This is a genomic window from Paenarthrobacter nicotinovorans, assembly GCF_021919345.1.
Lineage (GTDB): Bacteria > Actinomycetota > Actinomycetes > Actinomycetales > Micrococcaceae > Arthrobacter > Arthrobacter nicotinovorans.
The window spans coordinates 632,381-653,014 of the sequence record NZ_CP089293.1 but is presented as its reverse complement, the minus strand read 5'-3'; the positions used below and the strand labels follow the sequence as shown (position 1 = coordinate 653,014).

Genomic DNA, 20,634 nt, shown 5'->3' with positions numbered 1-20,634 from the left:
CCGTTCCGCTCATGCGCCAGTCCGCTTACGAAGAGGTAACTGAACTTGTCCAGCCCTACAGACGCCACCCAAATCCTGGGTGTTGGCATCCTCGGCGCCGGCCCGGTCACCCAGGCCATCCACCTGCCATCCTTGGCGCGTTTGGACCACATCCTGTCTGTCCGCCACATCATGGATGTCGACCCCAAGGTGGCTGAGTCCGTTGCCGCCCGCGTTGGCGCCACCCACAGCACCAGCATCGACGCCCTTCTGGGTGACCCGGACGTGGACATCGTGGCCATCTGCAGCCCGCACCAATTCCACGCTGAGCAAGTCATCGCCGCATGCCACGCCGACAAGAAGGCTGTCCTCTGCGAGAAGCCCTTCGCCATGAACGCCGAAGAAGCTGCCCGCATCTCCGCCGTCAGCGCGGAAACCGGAGTACCGATCATCGTGGGCGCCATGCACACCTTCGATCCCGGCTGGCTCGCCGCCCGGAACAACTGGGGCGAACTTCCGGAGAAGGCACACACGATCCGTTCCTCCATCGTCCTCCCGCCCAACTCACGGTTTGAGGACTTTGCCACAGAGATCATCACCCGTCCCGCCGGCGGCGCCCCCGACTACTCGGACCCCGAGGTCATCAAAGGCGCACTCCGCGGTGGGGTCATGGGGCTCGCTATCCACGACCTCCCCTTGATCCGCAGGTTCACGCCGGACTTCAAGGACATCGAAGTGCTTGAAGCACGCCATGTCCGCCCGTTCGGCTACGTTATCTCCCTCCGGACCCCCACCCGGACCATTGAGCTCCGCGCAGCCATGAACAACACCTGGAAGCCCGAATGGAGCTTCGAAGCCCTGTCCGACGACGAGTCCCTCCGCATCGACTTCACCCCGTCGTACGTCCAGGCCGGCTCAGCGGTGGCAACGTTCTCCCGCGGGTCGCAGAAAACCATCCTTGGCCCCTTTGAGCACAACGGTTACGAAGGCGAATGGCGCGAACTCGCGGCCCTCGCCGCCGGCACCAAGCAGCCGCCGTCTGCCCAAACCCTGATTGACGACCTCACGTTCGCGTTGGACATCGCCGAGGCCACGGTGGCCACCCTTGATCGCCGGACGGTAGTACAGCCCGCAGTCTCCGAAGGAGTCCACGCATGAGCGCCGCCGCCTTCGAGCACTACACAGTCCAGGCCACACCCGAGGCGCAGAAAGCAGGCGCCGTTGCCTTGGCAGTGGCTTCCCTGCCCGAATCGTTCGGCCCGGCCATGGATGAGAACAGCGCCGACGTCCAGGTCATCGCCGGACAGCCCGGCTGGACCCGGCACGCCGTGGAAGCCATCAGTGCGGGAGCCCGCGGCATCGTAGTGGTCAACCCTTCACCCGAAAACGTCAACGAGCTCACAGAGACGGCAGCACGGCACAATTCGGCCGTGGTCCTCGACCAACGTTGGGCGTCCAACCCGGCCACCGCGGCAGCCGAGGACGCAGTCCGGTCCATGGCCGGCCGCGCCGTAGTCCTCGACGTCGTCGCCACCGCTCCGGTAGGAACCGACAGCGGCGCGTTGCTCGCGGACCAACTTGCCGCCGTCGTGCGTCTCACCGGACCGTTGGGAAACCTCAGGCTCCTGGACCGCAGGCCGCACGGCTACACCGCGACGGCGGTACTCGCCAACGGCGCACCGGTGGCCCTGCAGGGCATCCTTTCCAACGCCCGGGCCGCAAGCGTCACCGTCACCATGCTGACGGACGACGGCGGCGCCGCCGTTTCGCTGCCGGATCCGGTGGCTGCCTGGCCGGCCACCGTGAAAGTCACCGGTCCGCACGGTGAACTGCTTCTGCCAACGATCTACGAATCCGCTCACCGCGCCACCTGGCGCCGGCTCAAGGAACACCTCGACGCCGGCACCCTCCCCTCGGATCTGCAGCAGTTCGCTGCGGTTTCGGAATCCATCGCAACCCTCACCTGAAACACCAGCACCTCCGTTCCACCAGCCATTCAGTATCCGTTGCCCTACTCAAAGTTGAGCTGGACCGGCAAACCAACGCACAGCGTCGCCGGTCCCGAAAGGAATCACTATGAATGTTCAGTCCGCAGCCACCCGGTCCTTCTCCCGCCGCAATTTCCTCGGCCTGTCCGCGGCGGCCGCTTCCGTGCCGCTGCTGGCAGCCTGCGGCGGAGGCTCGGCTACCCAGGGCGGAGGTGGCGGCGCCGGTGGAACGGTCAAGTTCTGGGACATGCCGTGGGCCACCCCCGCCTACAACGAATCCGCCAAGAAGATCGCAGAAGGCTTCTCCGGCGCGAACAACGCCAAGGCCAACTACCAGATCATCCAGTGGAACAACTTCTACCAGACGTTCTCCTCGGCCATCGCTTCCAAGACCGGCCCGGCCGTTTCCACCGGCGGCGGCTTCCAGGCCTTCCAGTTCGAGCAGCAGGGCCAGATCGCGTACGCCGACAAAGTCATTGAAAAGCTGAAGTCCAACGGTCAGTTCGATGACTTCCTGCCCGGCGTGCTGGACCCGTTCAAGTCCGACAAGGGATACGTCGCCGTGCCGTGGCAGTTGGACATGCGCGTGTTCTGGTACCGGAAGTCCCTGTTCGAGAAGGCGGGCGTGTCGCTGCCCACCGACTGGCCGTCACTGCTTGAAGCCGGCAAGGCGCTGAAGAAGGTCGGCGCGTTCGGCTTCGCCACGGGCGCCGGTTCGGGCAACAACTATGGCAACCACTCGATGATCATGATGATGGTCAACAACGGCGGCGGCGTCTGGAACAAGGACGGCGAGCTGGACCTCCTGAACGACCGCAACGTGGAAGCCATCGAATTCGTCCGCGAGCTTGTCTCCAACGGCATCGTGGATCCCGCAGCCGTCAGCTACACAACGGACAACATGTCAGCACAGTGGAAGGACGGCAAGGCCGGCTTCGGCCTGTTCCAGGTCAACGTGCCGCAACGCGTCGGCGACACCTCCGGAGACCTGCTGGTGGCCGACCCCATCACCGGTCCCCACGGTGACAAGGCAACCATCGTGTTCCCGAACAACATCATGATGTACAAGAACACCCCGTCGCAGGAAGCCTCGGAAGAGTTCCTTGTGTACTACCTGGGCCAGCTCAAGGAACTGTGGAAGCAGAAGCTCATGTCCGCACTGCCCGTCTTCAAGTCGATCACCGAGCTGCCCGAGTTTGCCGACGACCCCAACAACGTCAAGATCGTCAAGGACTGGCAGCCGATCGCCAAGACCTTCGCAGCCCAGGGCAGCACGCTCAACGCAAACCTCGCAGCCCTTGACGGCGGCCAGGCGCTGAACCAGTTCAGCCAGTCGATCCTTACCGGCCAGGCAGCTGATGCCAAGAGCGCCCTGCAGGCCTTCCAGTCCGGCCTCGAATCGGTCTTGAAGAAGTAGAACGGTACCTCTGCCATGTCATCAACTACTGCAACATCGGGCCTGTCCCGGGCCCGACGGGGAGTGGCCCCCGGCGGCTCGGGGGCCGGCCCCGGCAAACGCAAGAGCAAACTCAGCGCGCAGACCACCCGTACTTTCTTCTGGCTGTTGCTGCCTTCGGTGGTGCTGCTGGTCCTGATCCACGGCTACCCGCTGATCCACGCCGCGGTACAGGCCACCCACGACGGCGACCTCCTCCAGACGGGCAACTTCGTGGGCGGCGAGAACTTCGCCAGCGTCCTGTCCTCCCCCGCGTTCTGGAAAGCTGCACAGTTCACGCTCTGGTTCACGATTGTCGGAGTCTTCGGCTCCTGGCTGGTAGGACTGGGCCTGGCCCTGCTGCTGCGGACCAGGATCCCCGCAGGCAATACCTTCAAGGTCCTCTTGCTCCTGCCGTGGGTCGTGCCGATCGTCGTCTCCTCCACCGCCTGGAACTGGTTGGTGGCCACCCCCGACAGCCTCATTCCGTCGATCTTCCGCGGGCTCGGACTGGGGACCCCGCTGTTCCTGGCCGACCCCACACTGGCATCCATCACCGTGATGGTGTTCAAGGTCTGGGTCTCTTTCCCCTTCATGATGATGATGATCTCCGCGGCACTGGCCTCGGTGGACACCACCGTCTACGAAGCAGCCAGCATGGACGGCGCCTCCAAGTGGCAGCAGTTCACGCAGATCACGCTCCCGCTGATCGCCCGCTCCACGTACATCTCGTGGATCCTCATGACGATCTTCTGCGTCAACGACTTCCCGACCATCTACCTGCTCACCGGCGGCGGTCCCGTCAGTGCCACCACCTCCTTGGTGGTCCTTGCCTACCGCACGGTCTTCCAGGACTTCGCCACCGGCCCCGGCGTCGCCATCGCCTTCCTGATGACCATGACCCTGGTGGTCATTTCCGTCATCCTGTACCGCCAGATCCGAAAGTCGAGCGTCGAATAATGAGCACAGTACTTCACGCCCACCCCGAATCCGGTCCCGCCCTGGGTATCACCGACTCCGGAAAAACCCGCCGGGTGCTCTCGGAAGCCGGTATGCGCGGACGCTGGTGGAGGTTCGCCCTGATCCTGGCCATCACGGTGATCGTCCTGGTCCCCATCATGGTCACTGTGGTCCTGGCCTTCACTCCCGGAGCCAACAGCACCGCCACAGGCTTCACGTTCGAGAACCTGGCCAACGTGTTCAACGGGACGCTCGCCGCCACCTGGCTCCAGAACAGCCTGGTCACCACACTGTCCACTGTCCTGGTTTCGGTCGCGGTGGCCGCTCCCGCCGGCTACGTCCTCTCCCGCGGACGTTCCAAGGCAGTGTCCGGTTACTCACTGCTCCTGTTCGTCATGCAGTCCCTGCCGATCATCACCTCCGTGGTCCCCCTCTTCATCCTCTTCGCTGCCATGGGACTGGTGGACAACCTCCTGGGCATCACCATCATCTACGTCGGTTCCACCATGACCGTGGCTACCTGGATGATGGCCGCCTACTTCGACTCCATCCCCATCAGCCTCGAAGAAGCCTCCTGGATCGATGGCTGCTCAGTCTTCGGATCCTTCACCAAGGTGGTGCTCCGCAACTCGCTGCCGGGCATCCTCTCCACCGCGATCTTCGCCTTCCTGCTCGCCTGGAACGACTACCTGGTAGCCATCGTGTTCCTCCGTTCCAACGAGATCTTCACCCTGCCCATGGGTGTCCAATCCTTCTTCCAGCAAAACGCGACTGACTGGACATCCGTCATGGCCCTGGCCGTGGTCATGATGCTGCCGCCGATCATTGTTTTCGCCACCCTGAACAAGTACTTCAGCGTCGGCGGAATCGGCGGCTCCCTGGCCGGCCGCTGATTAGACTGGCGCCAAGTCCCCGAACTCCCGGAAAACCACTCCCGAAAAGGAAACCCATGTCTTACTCACTCCAGCTGTACACCCTCCGCAACGCCATCCAGGAGGACCTGCCTGGAACCATCAGGAAGGTCGCTGAGATCGGCTACACGCAGGTGGAGCCGTACAACTTCGTGGCCACAGCTTCGGAACTCGGCAAGGCTTTGAAGGAGAACGGCCTGACCGCTCCGTCCGGTCACGCCCCGCTCCTGTCACAGGACCAGGACGAAATTTTCGCTGCCGCCAAAGAGCTGGGCATCACCACCGTCATCGATCCGTTCCTCCCGGCTGAGCACTGGCAGGATGCGGAAACCATCCAGGGCACGGCAGCCAAGCTCAACGCCGCCGCGAAGAAGGGCGCCGAGTACGGTATCCGGGTTGGTTACCACAACCACGCCTGGGAGCTGCAGTCCACCATCGAAGGCACCACTGCGCTTGAATACTTCGAAGGACTGCTGGATCCGGAACTCGTCCTCGAGGTAGACACGTACTGGGCAGCCGTCGGAGGCCAGGACCCAGTGGAACTCCTGGCCCGTCTGGGTGATCGCGTGAAGCTCATCCATATCAAGGACGGCCCGGGCAACACAGACACCAAAGCCCAGCAGCCCGCCGGCCAGGGCACCATCCCCGTCCTGGACGTCATCGCCGCGGCGAAGTCCTTGGAAGTTGGCGTCGTTGAGTTCGACGACTACTCAGGCGACATCTTCCAGGGCATCACGGAGAGCCTCGCATTCCTCAACGCAGAATCGGCAGGGGCCAAGGCATGAGCTTCACACCCTCAACCCGCAAGGGCCCCGTAGGCGTCGCCGTCATCGGCGCGGGCAACATCAGCAAGCAGTACCTGGATAACCTCACCACCTTCCCGGACGTCAAAGTCCTGGTGATCGCCGACCTGTTCGAAGAGGCAGCCAAGGCCCGCGCCGAGGAATACGGGATCGCCGAGTTTGGCGCGCCGGAGCTGGCACTGAACCATCCCGACGTCGAAATCATTGTGAACCTGACCATTCCTGCGGCGCACGTCGAGGTAGCCACCGCTGCCGTCAACGCGGGCAAGCACGTATGGACTGAGAAGCCGTTCTCGCTGGACCGTGAATCCGGTCTGGGCCTCCTCAAGGCCGCAGATGCAGCGGGGATCCGCCTCGGAACCGCACCGGACACGTTCCTGGGTGCCGGCCTGCAGACCGCGCGCCGCATCATTGAACGCGGTGACATCGGCACGCCGCTGACCGGCATGACCACGTTCCAGACCCCGGGTCCGGAATCCTGGCACCCGAACCCGGCCTTCCTGTTCCAACACGGCGCCGGCCCGCTGTTCGACATGGGTCCGTACTACCTCACGGCCCTGATCCAGACCTTCGGCTCCGTCCGCAAGGTGGCCGCCGTCGGCTCCTCCGCCAAGGCCACCCGCGTCATCGGTTCCGGACCCAAGGCCGGCGAGGAGTTCGCCGTCGAGGTTCCCACGCATGTGTCCGCGATGGCGCAGTTCGAAGGCGGACAGTCCAGCCACAGCGTGTTCTCCTTCGAGTCGCCGCGCCTCCGGATGGGCTTCGTGGAAATCACCGGCACTGAGGCGACCCTCTCACTGCCGGACCCGAACTATTTCGACGGCGAGCTGAAGCTCTGGCGTCCAGGCGCGGAAGAACCCGAGATCATCGCCGCAACCGGCCCCGCCAACGGCCGCGGCCTGGGTGTGCTGGACATGGCCCGGGCGCTTCGGGCCGGAACTCCGCACCGAGCCACCGGCGATCTGGCCTACCACGTGTTGGACAGCATGGTCTCGATCGCCGAGTCCGTGGAATCGGGCACGTTCGTGGATGTCACCAGCAACGCGCCGGCCTCGGCGGCAGTCCCTGAGGACTGGGCTCCCGAAACCGCCACACTCTAAGTCCGCAGCAACAGCGAGGAACCTGACCATGAGCACGCCCACACACTCGTCCCTGCCTTCCGACAGGCGGGCTTCCCGCGAGGATAAGGCCCCCCTGGGGGTTGCCGCCATTGGCTATGCCTTCATGGGGAAGGCCCATTCGAATGCGTGGCGGAATGTGGCCAGTTTCTTCGACGTCCCGGCCTTCGAGCAGAAAGTGCTCGTTGGCCGGGACGCCACCCAGGTAGCCGAGGCCGCTGCCAAGTACGGCTGGGCCGAATCCGCCACCGACTGGCGCTCCGTGATTGAACGCGATGACATCCACATCATCGATATCTGCGCCCCCGGCTGGATGCACGCGGAAATCGCCATCGCCGCCCTTGAAGCGGGCAAACATGTGTTGGTGGAGAAGCCGCTGGCCAACACATTGGGTGAGGCCGAACTGATGACCGCCGCTGCCGCGAAAGCCCGCCAACGCGGAGTGCAGTCCATGATCGGCTTCAACTACCGCCGCGTCCCCGCCCTTGCACTGGCCCGCGAACTCATCGCCGAGGGCCGCCTCGGCACCGTCCGCCACGTCCGTGCCGCCTACCTCCAAGACTGGCTCTCCGACGCGCAATCCCCCATGACCTGGCGCCTCCGTAAGGAAACCGCCGGTTCCGGCGCGCTCGGCGACATCGCTTCGCACGCGATTGACCAGGTCCTGTTCCTTCTGGGCGATGCCGTTACCGAGGTCTCCGGCCGCCTGCAGACGTTCGTGGACCGACGCCCCGGAACCTCTGATCCCGCAAGCGCCATGGAGGATGTCACGGTCGACGACGCCGCCTGGGCAACGCTGACGCTCGCCTCCGGAGCAATCGCCTCCGTTGAAGTCAGTCGGGTGGCCACGGGCCAGAAGAACTCCCTCAAGCTCGAAATCTACGGCGATAAAGGCACCATCCTGTTTGACCTCGAGGCACTGAACGAACTCGGCTTCCTGGACGCCACCGTCCCGGTCCGGGAGCAGGGCTTCCGACGGATCCTGGTCAACGAGCCCGTTCACCCCTACCTTGAAGCATGGTGGCCGCAAGGCCACATCATCGGCTGGGAACACACCTTCACCCACCAGATCCGGGACTTCCTCCTTGCCGTTCGCGACGGCAGCCAGCCATCGCCGTCGTTCGAAGAGGGCCTGAACGTCCAGCACATCCTCGCCGCCGTGGAAGAGTCCGCAGCCGCCAAAAGCTCACTGATCCAGTTGCACGCAAACCCTACCGAAGGAGCCTGATATGCCCCGCCCGTACACCCTGTTCACCGGCCAGTGGGCCGACCTCCCCTTCGAGGAAGTCGCGCGCCTTGCCTCGGGCTGGGGCTACGACGGCCTGGAAATCGCCGTCTCCGGAGACCACCTGGACGCCTGGCGCTGGGACGAACCCGGCTACGTCGAATCCAAACTCGCCATCCTGGACAAGTACAACCTCAAGGTCTGGGCCATCTCCAACCACCTCAAAGGCCAAGCCGTCTGCGATGACCCCATCGACTTCCGCCACGAGGCGATCGTTGGGTCCAAGGTGTGGGGCGACGGCGACCCCGAAGGCGTGCGCCAACGCGCTGCCGAAGAAATGAAGCACACCGCCCGCCTCGCAAAAGCGCTCGGCGTGGACACCGTCGTCGGGTTCACCGGCTCCTCCATCTGGCAATACGTCGCCATGTTCCCGCCTGTCCCCGAGAAAGTCATCGAGGCCGGCTACCAGGACTTCGCCGACCGCTGGAACCCCATCCTGGACGTCTTCGACGAATGCGGGGTCCGCTTCGCCCACGAAGTCCACCCGAGTGAGATCGCCTACGACTACTGGACCACCGTCCGGACCCTCGAAGCGATAGGCCACCGTCCAGCTTTCGGGCTGAACTGGGACCCGTCGCACTTCATGTGGCAGGGCATCGATCCCGTGTCCTTCATCTGGGACTTCAAGGACCGGATCTACCACGTGGACTGCAAGGACACCAAGCTCCGCCCCACCGGCCGGAACACCGTCATGGGCTCCCACTTGCCCTGGGGCGACCCGCGCCGCGGTTGGGACTTCGTCTCCGCCGGACGCGGCGACGTGCCCTGGGAATCGTCCTTCCGCGCCCTGACCGCAATCGGCTACGACGGACCCATCTCCGTGGAATGGGAAGACGCCGGCATGGACCGCCTCCACGGCGCCCCCGAAGCCCTCGCCGCGCTCAAGAAGTTCGACTTCCCCGCCTCCCAGACCAGCTTCGACGCCGCCTTCAGCCAGGACTAACCCTCCGGAGTTTTTGTACAGCTAACGCCCTTTAGAAGCCTTCTTCAGGGCGTTACCTGTACAAAAACTCCCATCAAAGTGGCAAGGAGCCAACCGTGATCCGCACCCTTCAACCCGGCCAGCGTTGCGAGGTGCGGATCGCGTCGGTCACGGGCCACAGCGAAACCCTCTACGCCACTGACCACATTCTCCTCGAAGCCCCGAACTGGACCATGGACGGTTCAGCCCTCATCCTGAACGGGGACGGGAAACTGTGGCGCCTTGACGCTTCCACTGCGAAACTGACCCAAATCCCGCTCAGTGGCATCCCCGACCTCAACAACGACCACGTCCTGGCGCCGGACGGCACCGGCATCTTCCTCTCCGCCAACGACGGCCATATCTACCGTGGACTGCTCAAGGGCGGCCCTGCCACCCGCATCACCGAGGACGACGGCTCCTTCCATTTCCTCCACGGCGTCAGCCCCGACGGCAAAGAACTCGCGTACGTCGGAATTAAGGCCGGCGACTTCAAGCAGCCCGGCAAGCTCATGACCACGGCGTCCGACGGCGGCGCTGCCGCCCGGGTCGACGTCGGTTCAGGCCACTGCGACGGGCCCGAATACTCGCCTGACGGGCAATGGATCTACCTGAACACGGAGTCGTTCTCAACAACACCGGGCCATGCCCAGCTTGCACGGATCAGACCGGACGGCAGCGACTTTACTCAGCTGCTGAAGTCCGACACCGTCGACTGGTTCCCCCACCTGTCCCCGGATGGCCGCTACGCCAGCTACATCCGGTTCCCCGGCGGTACCGTTGGACACCCCGCTGACTTGCCCGTCGACGTCGTGCTTGTTTCGACCAGGGACTGGACCACCCCACTCCAAGCATGGCCACTTTACGGTGGCCAAGGTACCCTCAACGTCAACAGCTGGTCGCCGGACTCCGCGCGCTTTGCGTATGTGGCGTACCCGCTCACTGACTCTGCAAAGGACTAACTACGTGACCCTAAGCAACGGTACTTCCGACGGAACCATCCGCTGGGGCATCCTCGGCACCGGATTCATAGCCGGGCTGCAAACGCAGGATTTGAAGGAGAACGGCTTCACTGTCCAGGCGGTGGGTTCGCGTTCGGCAGAGTCCAGCAGGTCCTTCGCGGAAAAATTCGGGATCGCCACCGCGCATGGCAGCTACGAAGACCTGGTGGCCGACCCCTTGGTTGACGTGGTCTACATCGCCACGCCGCACCCCTTCCACCACGCGAACGCCCTCTTGGCCTTGAACGCCGGCAAGCACGTGCTGGTGGAAAAGTCGTTCACCATGAATGCCCGTGAAGCCCGGGACATTGTAGGACTCGCGGAATCAAAGGGGCTCGTGGCGCTCGAAGCCATGTGGACCCGTTTCCTCCCGCACATGATCCGTCTCCGGGAAATCATCGCCGCAGGCACCATCGGAGAAGTCCGCAAGGTGGTGGCCAGCCACAACCAGAACCTCCCAAAGGACCCGGCACACCGCCTCAACAATCCCGCCCTAGGCGGCGGCGCACTGCTGGACCTGGGGGTCTACCCGGTCTCCTTCGCGTTCGACATCCTGGGCACGCCGGCCTCGATCAGGGCCAGCGCTGCCATGACTGCTACCGGCGTCGACCGCCAGACTGCGGCGGTTTTCGATTACGACGGCGGTGCGCAGGCGATCGTCGACTGCGAACTTGACGCAGCAAGCGCCAACCGGGCCATGGTGATCGGAACCGAAGGCTGGATCGACGTCGAACACACCTGGTACAACCCTGTCCCCTTCACCGTTCATGCGGCCGACAATTCCGTGGGTGAGCGCTACGAGCAGCCCGTGAACGGTCGCGGCATGCAGTTCCAGGCAGCTGAGCTGGAGCGCCTGGTCCGGGAAGGTTCCACCGCAGGCACCATCCTTCCGCCGGACGAGAGCGTTGCCATCATGGCTGCCATGGATGAGATCCGCCGCCAGATCGGGCTGAGCTACGACGCTGATGCCGCCCCGGAAGGAAACCACCGTGACTGAATCCCCACGCCTCGCCGAGCTTCGCCGGCAGGAAGAAGAACTGGTCTTTGCTTCGTTCGATCACCATGACGCCTGGCGCCTTGGTTCGTTGATCGCCAATCATGCCATCAGTTCGGAGTTCGGGGTTGCCATCGACATCCGCCGGCACAACATCGTGCTCTTCCGCTGCGTCCTGCCCGGCGCCACGGCGGACCAGGAAGAGTGGATCCGCCGGAAGTCAGCTTCGGTGCTGCGTTTCGAGCACAGCACCGCACTGTTGACCGAGCTGTTTGCCTCCCGTACCCACAGCCCCCTGGGCAACGGGTGGCTGGCCCACGAGGACTACACCCTGGCGGGTGGTTCCTTCCCTCTCCGCGTGCGTGGTGCAGGTGTGATCGGGGCTGTGACGGTGTCCGGCCTCAGCTCCGACGAGGACCACCAACTGGTTGTCGATGGCATCCGGAACTACCTGAAGACGGTCGGGGTTTAGGGGCAGCAGGGCTTGAACCCGGCCAGGGCTGGTTTGGCCTCACCGCCCCTTCAGCACATAGCGCCTTTCGGGACGTCCGACGCCGTACTTGAGTCGAACGTCCAAGGCGCCTTCGTCGTGGAGGTACTCAAGGTAGCGGCGGGCACTGACACGGGAGGTCCCGAGTTGTTCTGCAAGCTCAGCGGCTGACAAATCACCCGGTGCTGATTTCAACGCGGACTCCACCAGTTCCAGGGTCTCCACGCTGCAGCCCTTCGGCAGGGTCCGCTCGGAAACACCCAACCCAAAGACCCTGTTCACGTCGGATTGTTCAGCCTCGACCTTGGAAGCATCCAGCCCCTGGTAGGCGCTGAGGTAGTGTTCCAGCCGTTCCTGAAGATCGGACTGGGAAAAGGGCTTGATCAGGTAGTGGACGATGCCGCCGCGGAGGGCTTTGCGCACGGTCTCAACCTCGCGGGCTGCACTGATCACCAGCACGTCGAGGTCCGGGGCAACGTCCCGCAACTGGTGCATGAGGTCCAGGCCGTTGATGTCCGGGAGGTGGATGTCCAGGAGCACAAGGTCGGGTTGCAGCCTACGCGTTTCCGCCAAGGCCTGTGCGCCGGTGTGGGCAACACCCACCACCCCGAAACCGGGGCTTCGCTGGATGAACCCGGCATGAACCTTGGCCACCATGAAGTCGTCATCGACAATCAAGACCTTGATCACTTGTGGTGAGCCCCTTTGCTGAATCGTGCGGTGAACACTGCACCGTCGTCGTTGGCCACGGTCAGTTCGCCCCCGCTGCGCCGGCAGATGACCCGCGAAAGCGCCAAGCCGAAGCCCCGGGCATCCCCCGGTCCCGGTTCCTTGGTGGAGTAGCCCTGTTGGAAGATCTCCTCGGCAGAACCGGCGGGCACTCCCGGGCCGTTGTCCTGGACAGTCACCCCGACACCGTCCGGCGAGTCCTCCACGAGCACGCGGACCGATGCCCCGGCGAGGCCAGTGACGGCGTCGAACGCGTTGTCCACGAGGTTGCCCACCACGGTGGTGATGTCCCGGGACAGTTCGTCCTTGACGCGCGGAAGCGCGGACCGGGGGTCCAGTTTCAACTCGACGCCGCGCTCAGTGGCCAGGCTGGCCTTGGCGATCAGCAGGGCAGCGAGCGCGGGATCCTCGATCCGCCGGGTCACGTCGTCATTGAGCCGGGTCCGCTCCACGGTGGCACCGTTGACGAACTGCACCACGGAATCGTACTCGCCGATCTGGATGAGGCCCGAAATGACGTGGAGCTGGTTGGCGAACTCGTGGGCCTGGGCGCGGAGGGTGTCCGTGACCGTACGGGTGGCACCAAGTTCGCTCTCAAGGGAGGACAACTCGGTGCGGTCCCTCAGGGTGGTCACAGAACCGATGTCGCGCCCGTGCGAGCGCAGCGCCACCCGGTTCATCACCACCAGCCGCTCCCCTACCAGCACCAGTTGGTCCGGGTCCGACTGTTCGCGGGTCAGCACCACTTTCAGGGCGGATTCGACGGGGAGGGAGCGCAGCTTCCTGCCTACGCAGTCGTCGGGCAATCCGAGCAACTGTCGGGCGCTCTGGTTGGCCACCGTGATCCGCTCATGGGGGTCCAACGCCACAACACCTTCCTTGAGGCCCTGCAGCATGGCTTCGCGGTTTTCCACCAGTCCGGTGATTTCCCGGGGTTCCATGCCGAGGGTTTGCCGTTTGACGCGACGGGACAGGAGAAGCGAACCCGCCACCCCCAGGACGCTGGCCACGCCCAGGTAGGTGAGGAGGTTGGGGACGGCGTCGCCGAGTCTTTCCAGGGTGGAGGGGTAGTTGCGGCTGATGGATGCGATGCCGATCATCTGCCCGGAGTCGTCGATTACCGGCACGTGGGCGGACAGCACTGTCACGTTGTTGCTGGTGACGACGCCGGTCCAGGCTCTTCCTTCCATCACCCGGCTCTCTCCCAGTGGCAAGGGCCGGCCGATCAGTCCGGGGTCCGAGGCCGTGATGACGGTGCCGTCCAGTTTTGCCAGGGCCACGTGCGCTGAACCCGAGACTGTCCTGACGGATTCGGCGACGGCGGGAAGCGCCGAACCGCCGCGCGGTTCCGCCGTGGGGAGCAGCGCGCGTACGGTGGGGTTGTTGCCCAGGGCTTCGGCTGCCGACAACGCCCGCCTGCCCTCAGTCCGTTCGAACGCGGCGGCCGACTGCGCCAGGGAGATGGCGACCACCGCCACCAGCACCGCCAGGACGATCAGCAACTGCAGCACAAGGTATTGCCCGGCAAGGGACATTCCTCTTCTTCGAGTCACTGCGTGGTTTCCTTTGGTGGTGCCAGAGTCCGGAGGTGTCTGGGGGCGCTCCGCGTGGCGTATCGGAACTATACCCCAGAGCCGTGATGGACCGTCCAGGACCGTGAACGCAATGAACTTAAAGATCACTGCGAACACAAGAGTGATCGGCGTCACTGCGGCCCCTAGCATCAGTTCACGGGGCACAACGTTGATCGCCCTGCAGAGAATTCAAAACTGAGAAGAGGAACACCATGCGCCAGATCCGCGCATTGCGAGTCGCCGCCGTCGCCGCCGGCCTCGCCCTGATGGCCACCGGTTGTGGTGCCACCGGCAAGAACTCCACTGGTTCCGAAAGCTCCTGCGCTGCCGCCGGACCCATCACCGGCCTCCAGATCATGGTTCCGAACACTCCCGGTGGCGGCTACGACACCACCGCCCGGGCAGCGGCCAAGGTCCTGGACGATGAGAAGATCGCCAACAACACTGAAGTGTTCAACCTTGCAGGCGCAGGCGGCACTGTGGGCCTGGCCCGCGTGGTGAACGAAAAGGGCAACGGCGATCTGACCATGCTCATGGGCCTGGGCGTGGTGGGTGCCAGCTACACCAACAAGTCACAATCGAAACTGACGGACACCACGCCCTTGGCCCAGCTGATTGAAGAGCCGGGCGCCATCATGGTCAGCAAGGACTCTCCCTACAAGACCATCGATGACCTGGTGAAGGCGTGGAAAGCAGATCCCGCGTCGATCTCCGTAGGCGGCGGCTCCTCGCCCGGCGGCCCGGACCACCTCCTGCCGATGCAGTTGGCCGGCGCTGTGGGCATCGACGCCACGAAGGTCAACTTTGTCTCCTACGACGGCGGTGGCGACCTCCTTCCCGCCATCCTTGGCAACAAGCTCGGCTTCGCAGCTTCCGGCGCAGGCGAGTACCTGGAACAGATCAAGTCCGGAGAGGTCCGCGTCCTTGCCACGAGCGGCGAGAAGCGGCTTGACGGCGTGGACGCCCCCACCCTCAAGGAATCCAACATCGACCTCGTGTTCACCAACTGGCGCGGTGTCGTAGCCCCTCCGGGCATCAGCGACGCCGACAAGAAATCCCTGATCGCCGCGCTGGAGAAGATGCACGAGTCCGCCGGTTGGAAGGAAGCACTCAAGACCCACAGCTGGACGGATGCCTTTGTCACCGGCGACGAATTCCAGACGTTCCTGACTGACCAGGACAAGCGGGTGGCGGACGTCCTCACCAAGCTTGGCTTGGCGTGAGCTCTCCAGCAACAGGCTTGAAAGGCCGCGCCGAGCTGGGGGTCGCCCTCCTGCTCGGCGTGGTCGGAGTCCTGGTCTTCCTGGACGCCAACGGCCTGGTAACCCCGTACTCGAAATCGGACCCTGTGGGTCCAAAGACTGTCCCGTTCATCGTTGCCGGACTCCTGGTGGCCTGCGCTGTTCTGCTTGCCATCAATGTCCTCCGTGGCGGCAGGGGCGAGGCCGAAGGCGGCGAGGATGTGGACCTGGCGCACCCTGCCGATTGGAAGACCGTCCTGCCGCTGGCGGGAGCCTTCCTGCTCAACATCCTGCTGATCGATTGGGCTGGTTGGGTCATCTCCGGCACGGTACTTTTCTGGGGCAGCGTCCTTGCCCTCGGAAGCCGCCGTTATGTCCGTGACGGACTCATCTCCGTGGCACTTTCCCTGCTGACCTTCTACGGCTTCTACCTCGGCCTGGGCATTGCGCTGCCGGCCGGACTCCTGGAAGGAATCCTCTGATGGACGTCTGGTCCTCCTTGATGGACGGGTTCTCCACCGCCCTCACTCCTTTGAACCTCATGTACGCCATGATCGGCGTCATCCTCGGCACCGCTGTAGGTGTCCTTCCCGGGCTCGGTCCGGCCATGACCGTTGCCTTGCTGCTCCCGGTCACGTACGCACTTGAACCCACCAGCGCCTTCATCATGTTCGCCGGTATCTACTACGGCGGAATGTACGGCGGCTCCACCACCTCTATCCTGCTGAATACTCCCGGCGAATCGTCGTCCGTGGTGACGGCCATCGAAGGCAACAAGATGGCCAAGGCGGGGCGGGCGGCGCAAGCACTCGCGACGGCGGCCATCGGCTCGTTCGTGGCAGGCACCATTGGCACTACCCTCCTTGCGGTCTGCGCACCGATCGTTGTGAAGTTCGCGGTCAGCCTGGGCTCCCCCAGCTACTTCGCGATCATGATGTTGGCCCTGCTGGCTGTCACTGCGGTACTGGGGTCGTCGCGGTTGCGCGGCTTCGCCTCCCTCGGCCTGGGACTGGCCATCGGTTTGGTGGGCCTGGACTCCGTTACGGGCCAGAGCCGGCTCACGTTTGGCCAGCCACTGTTGTCCGACGGTTTGGACATTGTGGTGGTGGCTGTGGCCATCTTCGCGGTGGGCGAGGCCCTCTGGGTGGCGGCACACCTGCGCCGCACCCCGTTGCATGTCATTCCCGTTGGCCGTCCCTGGATGGGCAAGAAGGATTGGCAACGCTCCTGGAAGCCATGGCTTCGCGGCACGGTTTTCGGTTTCCCGTTCGGGGCTTTGCCGGCAGGCGGAGCGGAAATCCCCACGTTCCTGAGCTACGTCACCGAGAAGCGCCTCAGCAAGCACCCCGAAGAGTTCGGCCATGGAGCCATCGAAGGCGTGGCGGGTCCGGAAGCTGCGAACAACGCAGCCGCCGCCGGTACCCTCACTCCCATGCTGGCCCTCGGCCTGCCCACCAACGCAACCGCGGCAGTGATGCTGGCAGCGTTCACGTCCTACGGCATCCAGCCCGGCCCGCAGCTCTTCTCAAGCCAGGGACCACTGGTGTGGGCGCTGATCGCGAGCCTCTTCATCGGCAACCTGCTCCTTCTGCTGATCAACCTGCCCCTGGCGCCGCTGTGGGCCAAGCTGCTGCAACTGCCCCGCCCGTACCTGTACGCAGGCATCCTGTTCTTCGCCACCTTGGGCGCCTACTCGGTGAACCTCCAGGCCTTCGACCTTGTGATCCTGCTGATACTGGGTGCTTTGGGGTTCATGATGCGCCGCTTCGGACTCCCCGTCCTGCCGCTCATTCTTGGCGTTATCCTGGGCCCGCGACTGGAAGGCCAGCTCCGGAAGACCCTGCAGCTCAGTGCAGGCGACCCGGCCGGGCTCTGGAGCGAGCCGATCGCCGTCGGTATTTACGTCATCATCGGAATCATCCTGGCCTGGCCGCTGGTCCTCAAGCTCATCCGGCGGAACCGTCCGACGGCAGCTCTTACAGGACCGTCCATGCTTTCGGACCAGGATGAGCCGCAGACCCCGGCGTCGCCTTCACCCACGAAGACCGAACCAACCACGCCCGCACACCATCGGCAGGAGAAACCATGACCATCGTGGTGGGATACGTCCCCACACCAGAAGGCGAAGCAGCACTGACGCAGGCCATCGCCGAGGCCAAGAAGAGCAACGACACCCTGCTGGTCATCAATTCCTCCAAGGGCGACGCCCTGGTGGACAACCGTTATGCCCAGGAGCCGGAGATCCAGAGCATCGAGGACCGGCTGGCTGAGCACGGCATCCAGCACATCATCAAGCAACCCATCCGCGGTCATGACGCAGCGGCCGAGGTGCTTGATGCTGCAGACGAGCACGACGCCGGATTGATCGTGATCGGCCTCCGCCGCCGCAGCCCGGTAGGCAAGCTCATCATGGGCAGCGTTTCCCAGCGCATCCTCCTGGAAGCGGACTGCCCGGTCCTTGCGGTGAAGGCGGACTAGGAGTTTTCGTACAGCTAATGCCCCTAAGAGGCGTTCTTAGGGGCATTAGCTGTACAAAAACGCTCGACGGCGGCTTACCACATCGCCTTGTTGAGCGGCGTGACGGTGAGGCTTTCGAGCCGGGCGGTCCCTCCTTCCGAGAAGAGGGACAGGGAGCTGGCGCCTGCCGAAGGGAAGACCTGGTCCGTGAGCGTCGTCAGGCCACCCTGGGCAAACACCTCCACGGAGGCCTTGTCCACAAAGATCCGCAGGGTGAGCTTGCCATTGATGAGCTGGACCGGCGCGTCGTCCAGCGACGCGAACGCAGGGTGGAAGCCCTCGTTTCCGGAGGCGGTCCTGTCAATGAATGCCCGCCCGGAGGCCGTCGTGTAGCCGATCCTGGTCGCCTCCGTGCCGTCGCCCAGAACCTTCAGCCCGAACGCCGTCGCCGTTCCCGGCGAGAACTGCGCGTCGATCTGCAGCACGTCCCCGGAAATCGGAAGACTGCTGGTTCCCGAAGCGATGTCCTGTGCGGTCGCGGTGTAGGCAGCCCCCGTGTTCTTCAGGCTATCCACCTGCTGGACGGCTTTCTGGCTGAGCCGGGGACCCTGGCTGGTCTGCGTGAGCTGGACTTCGCGGGGCAGGGCCATGGAACCCCGCCAAGTGCTGGTAGGTGTGGACTGCCCATAGTCCCAGTTGTTCATCCAGCCGAGCATGATCCGCTTGCCGTCCGGGACGTTGTTGAACGAGACGGCCGCGTAGTAGTCCCTCCCCCAGTCCAGCCAGTCGTGCTGTTCCAAGCGGGTGATATCGGAAGCCACAAACTCGTCCGCCAGGATGTGCCCCCACCCACCACGGTTGTTGTCCACGATTCGGATGGTCGCCTGGCTTCCTTTGTAGGCACTGACGTCCCAGGTTTTCCAGTCGAGGTGCTCTGAATCGGAGCCGGTGGTAGTGCGGATGGCCTGTCCGTTGACCATCAAGTTGACCGTTGTCTCGCTGCTTCGCGGTTGCGCCGGTTGAGAGCCCAGAACCATATTGTCCAGTGTCAGGTGGCCCCAAGGTCCTGTGGCGTTGTCCACGATCCGGATCCGTGCGATCTGCCCGTAGTACTGGGAGACATCCCAGTTCTTCCAGTTGAGGTCGCCCGAGTTGCTGCCGGTGGCGCTCCGGACAGGAACGCCGCCTACCAACAGTTCCACTTGCAGTGAGCCGTCAGTCCGGTTGCCGCCGCCCAGGAGGAACCCGATGTTCGTGTTGGTCAGATAGAACTCCGGTGAGGTGACGGTTCCAGTGTTGTTATCGGCGCTGGGTCCGCCTTCAAAGGTGTTGATGCGCTTTCCGATGGCGTATTCACCACCCGCTGTTGACGGGTTCCTGGCTGCTTCGAAGTCTCCGGTCAGCTGCCAGCCGGCGGCACTGAGTGTTCCCGGGTAATCAAAGCCGTCGAACAAGAGGTAGCCCGGTGGCGGTGCGTTGCCTGGCTGCTCCCCCGGTTGCCGCGGGTGGTTTCCTCCGCCGGCCAGGAAGTTGATGTAATCCTTGGTGAGGGTGAACGGCGCCGACTCCAAGGTGCCGGTTGGGACGTCTCCGCCGTTGAACCCGTTCACGAGCCCGGAACCGATGGAACCGGTCACGGTTTGCTGGCCCGTCAGCGTTCCGCTGGCCGGCGCACTTCCCCAGGGGCCCCCGGGGTTGGCCGGGTCATTGCCCACGTTCCAGCCGCTGTAGCTACCGCCATTGAACCCGGCGATCACGTTTCCCGGCGGAGCGACGTCTACCGGATCGGTTGTTTCTGACGTAAAGGTGGTGCCGTCAAAACTTCCAACGAAATACTGACCCCCACTGCCGCCGGCTACTGATCCCGGGTTGATGTTCACCGCCAAGACCCATTTGGTGTTGTTGGTGTTGCCGTCCACTGCCAAGGGGAAAAGATCGGGGCATTCCCACTGCCCGCCGGTGGCATTGGCTGGCTTGAAGTCGTCCAGGTAGGTCCAGCTCTTCAGGTCGCTGCTCTTGTAGAACAGGACCCTGTGCTCGTTGGCTTCCACGGCCGACATCACCCAGTAGGAACCGGCAGAACCTTGGTACCGGAACACCTTGGGGTCCCGGAAGTCCGTGGTGTTCCTGCTGAGCACCGGATTTCCGGAGTACTTGGTCCACGTCTGCCCGCTGTCCGTGCTGTACGCCAGCGATTGCGCTTGCTTCCCCGGATAGAGGGGATGGTTGCCAGTGAAATTGCTGGTGTAGACGGCAACCATCGGCGGGTTTTGCGCTGTGCCCAGGCCACTGGTGTTCTGCGAATCCACCACGATGGAACCGGAGAAGATGTCCTCCGTGGCCTGTCCGCTGCCGTTGAAGGTCTGCGGGATGGCCAGGGGCTGTTCGGACCAATGCAGCAGGTCCGTGGACGTCGCATGGCCCCAGCTCATGTTCCCCCACGTGGTTCCGTAGGGGTTGTACTGGTAGTACATGTGGTAGGTGCCGTTGTTGTAGACCAGCCCGTTGGGATCGTTCATCCAGTTCTTCAACGGGGTGTAGTGCACAGAGGGCCGGTACTGCTGGGTTGCGTGGTCGGGATCGGTGGCGTGCGCCGGAGCGCTTGTCGTCGCGAGGGATAGGGAAACCACGACGGCGGCTATCACCGAGGTGACCACCGGCGGTTTGGTGCGTCTTGTCATCATTGACAGACCTTCCTGCTCAGCCGG

At 64.0% G+C, this 20,634-nt stretch carries 19 protein-coding genes; 16 read left to right on the top strand and 3 right to left on the bottom strand.

Going from position 1 to position 20,634, the window contains the following annotated elements; all coding sequences use genetic code 11:
- Positions 1 to 45 precede the first annotated feature (45 nt).
- The 12 genes from JMY29_RS03215 (at position 46) to JMY29_RS03160 (ending at position 11,907) form a co-directional block, all read left to right on the top strand.
- The gene (locus JMY29_RS03215; protein WP_189076178.1) at positions 46 to 1,137 is read left to right on the top strand and encodes a Gfo/Idh/MocA family protein; all 1,092 of its coding nucleotides are present in this window, start codon (positions 46 to 48) and stop codon (positions 1,135 to 1,137) included.
- Entirely contained in the window at positions 1,134 to 1,946 is an 813-nt protein-coding gene (locus tag JMY29_RS03210) for a hypothetical protein (RefSeq protein ID WP_189076179.1), read from the top strand. Before JMY29_RS03215 ends, JMY29_RS03210 begins: the two co-directional genes overlap by 4 nt.
- A gap of 109 nt (positions 1,947 to 2,055) precedes the next feature.
- Positions 2,056 to 3,384 carry an ABC transporter substrate-binding protein gene (locus JMY29_RS03205; protein WP_018778042.1) on the top strand — a complete coding sequence of 443 codons (1,329 nt, stop codon included), beginning with the start codon at positions 2,056 to 2,058 and terminating at the stop codon, positions 3,382 to 3,384.
- A gap of 15 nt (positions 3,385 to 3,399) precedes the next feature.
- Positions 3,400 to 4,362 carry a carbohydrate ABC transporter permease gene (locus tag JMY29_RS03200; RefSeq protein WP_018778043.1) on the top strand — a complete coding sequence of 321 codons (963 nt, stop codon included), beginning with the start codon at positions 3,400 to 3,402 and terminating at the stop codon, positions 4,360 to 4,362.
- Entirely contained in the window at positions 4,362 to 5,255 is an 894-nt protein-coding gene (locus tag JMY29_RS03195) for a carbohydrate ABC transporter permease (RefSeq protein WP_018778044.1), read from the top strand. The genes JMY29_RS03200 and JMY29_RS03195 overlap by 1 nt, the downstream gene beginning before the upstream one ends.
- Positions 5,256 to 5,311: 56 nt before the next feature.
- Complete coding sequence (locus JMY29_RS03190; RefSeq protein WP_018778045.1) at positions 5,312 to 6,058, top strand: sugar phosphate isomerase/epimerase family protein; 747 nt, start codon at positions 5,312 to 5,314, stop codon at positions 6,056 to 6,058.
- Positions 6,055 to 7,176, top strand: coding sequence for a Gfo/Idh/MocA family protein (locus tag JMY29_RS03185; RefSeq protein ID WP_055976951.1), 1,122 nt, complete (start codon positions 6,055 to 6,057; stop codon positions 7,174 to 7,176). Before JMY29_RS03190 ends, JMY29_RS03185 begins: the two co-directional genes overlap by 4 nt.
- A 28-nt stretch (positions 7,177 to 7,204) precedes the next feature.
- A complete protein-coding gene (locus JMY29_RS03180) occupies positions 7,205 to 8,422 on the top strand; it encodes a Gfo/Idh/MocA family protein (RefSeq protein WP_189076180.1) in 1,218 nt (405 codons plus the stop codon).
- A 1-nt stretch (position 8,423) separates the two neighbouring features.
- Positions 8,424 to 9,422: a sugar phosphate isomerase/epimerase family protein gene (locus JMY29_RS03175; protein ID WP_055976956.1), complete on the top strand. Its 999-nt coding sequence runs from the start codon at positions 8,424 to 8,426 to the stop codon at positions 9,420 to 9,422.
- Between the two features lie 95 nt (positions 9,423 to 9,517).
- Positions 9,518 to 10,402, top strand: coding sequence for a TolB family protein (locus JMY29_RS03170; RefSeq protein ID WP_189076181.1), 885 nt, complete (start codon positions 9,518 to 9,520; stop codon positions 10,400 to 10,402).
- Positions 10,403 to 10,406: 4 nt separating this feature from the next.
- The gene (locus JMY29_RS03165; protein ID WP_189076182.1) at positions 10,407 to 11,438 is read left to right on the top strand and encodes a Gfo/Idh/MocA family protein; all 1,032 of its coding nucleotides are present in this window, start codon (positions 10,407 to 10,409) and stop codon (positions 11,436 to 11,438) included.
- Positions 11,431 to 11,907, top strand: coding sequence for a heme-degrading domain-containing protein (locus tag JMY29_RS03160; protein WP_018778051.1), 477 nt, complete (start codon positions 11,431 to 11,433; stop codon positions 11,905 to 11,907). The genes JMY29_RS03165 and JMY29_RS03160 overlap by 8 nt, the downstream gene beginning before the upstream one ends.
- 39 nt (positions 11,908 to 11,946) lie before the next feature.
- On the opposite strand, the gene JMY29_RS03155 is transcribed toward JMY29_RS03160, so the two are convergent.
- Both JMY29_RS03155 and JMY29_RS03150 read right to left on the bottom strand, forming a co-directional pair.
- A complete protein-coding gene (locus tag JMY29_RS03155; RefSeq protein WP_018778052.1) occupies positions 11,947 to 12,615 on the bottom strand; it encodes a response regulator in 669 nt (222 codons plus the stop codon).
- The gene (locus JMY29_RS03150) at positions 12,612 to 14,189 is read right to left on the bottom strand and encodes a sensor histidine kinase (RefSeq protein WP_064722834.1); all 1,578 of its coding nucleotides are present in this window, start codon (positions 14,187 to 14,189) and stop codon (positions 12,612 to 12,614) included. Before JMY29_RS03150 ends, JMY29_RS03155 begins: the two co-directional genes overlap by 4 nt.
- Before the next feature lie 251 nt (positions 14,190 to 14,440).
- Between JMY29_RS03150 and JMY29_RS03145 the strand changes: the two genes are divergently transcribed.
- Genes JMY29_RS03145 through JMY29_RS03130 form a run of 4 tightly spaced genes read left to right on the top strand, consistent with a single transcriptional unit; the run spans position 14,441 to position 17,947 of the window.
- Positions 14,441 to 15,451, top strand: a complete 1,011-nt coding sequence (locus JMY29_RS03145) for a Bug family tripartite tricarboxylate transporter substrate binding protein (RefSeq protein WP_189076183.1) — start codon at positions 14,441 to 14,443, stop codon at positions 15,449 to 15,451.
- Positions 15,448 to 15,951 (top strand): tripartite tricarboxylate transporter TctB family protein, encoded by a 504-nt coding sequence (locus JMY29_RS03140; protein WP_039239631.1) that lies wholly within the window; start codon positions 15,448 to 15,450, stop codon positions 15,949 to 15,951. Before JMY29_RS03145 ends, JMY29_RS03140 begins: the two co-directional genes overlap by 4 nt.
- Positions 15,951 to 17,558 (top strand): tripartite tricarboxylate transporter permease, encoded by a 1,608-nt coding sequence (locus JMY29_RS03135; protein WP_189076184.1) that lies wholly within the window; start codon positions 15,951 to 15,953, stop codon positions 17,556 to 17,558. Before JMY29_RS03140 ends, JMY29_RS03135 begins: the two co-directional genes overlap by 1 nt.
- A complete protein-coding gene (locus JMY29_RS03130; protein WP_018778057.1) occupies positions 17,555 to 17,947 on the top strand; it encodes a universal stress protein in 393 nt (130 codons plus the stop codon). The genes JMY29_RS03135 and JMY29_RS03130 overlap by 4 nt, the downstream gene beginning before the upstream one ends.
- Before the next feature lie 74 nt (positions 17,948 to 18,021).
- Here the strand turns inward: JMY29_RS03130 and JMY29_RS03125 are convergent, their stop codons facing one another.
- Positions 18,022 to 20,610 (bottom strand): GH32 C-terminal domain-containing protein, encoded by a 2,589-nt coding sequence (locus tag JMY29_RS03125; RefSeq protein WP_374757517.1) that lies wholly within the window; start codon positions 20,608 to 20,610, stop codon positions 18,022 to 18,024.
- Positions 20,611 to 20,634: the final 24 nt, after the last annotated feature.

Bases quoted from the DNA above. Each gene is read 5' to 3' on its own strand.
- JMY29_RS03175 (WP_055976956.1), top strand. From the start codon at position 8,424: ATGCCCCGCCCGTACACCCTGTTCACCGGCCAGTGGGCCGACCTCCCC.
- JMY29_RS03125 (WP_374757517.1), bottom strand. From the start codon at position 20,610: ATGATGACAAGACGCACCAAACCGCCGGTGGTCACCTCGGTGATAGCC.
- JMY29_RS03190 (WP_018778045.1), top strand. From the start codon at position 5,312: ATGTCTTACTCACTCCAGCTGTACACCCTCCGCAACGCCATCCAGGAG.
- JMY29_RS03185 (WP_055976951.1), top strand. From the start codon at position 6,055: ATGAGCTTCACACCCTCAACCCGCAAGGGCCCCGTAGGCGTCGCCGTC.
- JMY29_RS03195 (WP_018778044.1), top strand. From the start codon at position 4,362: ATGAGCACAGTACTTCACGCCCACCCCGAATCCGGTCCCGCCCTGGGT.
- JMY29_RS03210 (WP_189076179.1), top strand. From the start codon at position 1,134: ATGAGCGCCGCCGCCTTCGAGCACTACACAGTCCAGGCCACACCCGAG.
- JMY29_RS03150 (WP_064722834.1), bottom strand. From the start codon at position 14,189: ATGTCCCTTGCCGGGCAATACCTTGTGCTGCAGTTGCTGATCGTCCTG.
- JMY29_RS03145 (WP_189076183.1), top strand. From the start codon at position 14,441: ATGCGCCAGATCCGCGCATTGCGAGTCGCCGCCGTCGCCGCCGGCCTC.
- JMY29_RS03135 (WP_189076184.1), top strand. From the start codon at position 15,951: ATGGACGTCTGGTCCTCCTTGATGGACGGGTTCTCCACCGCCCTCACT.
- JMY29_RS03205 (WP_018778042.1), top strand. From the start codon at position 2,056: ATGAATGTTCAGTCCGCAGCCACCCGGTCCTTCTCCCGCCGCAATTTC.
- JMY29_RS03180 (WP_189076180.1), top strand. From the start codon at position 7,205: ATGAGCACGCCCACACACTCGTCCCTGCCTTCCGACAGGCGGGCTTCC.
- JMY29_RS03200 (WP_018778043.1), top strand. From the start codon at position 3,400: ATGTCATCAACTACTGCAACATCGGGCCTGTCCCGGGCCCGACGGGGA.
- JMY29_RS03130 (WP_018778057.1), top strand. From the start codon at position 17,555: ATGACCATCGTGGTGGGATACGTCCCCACACCAGAAGGCGAAGCAGCA.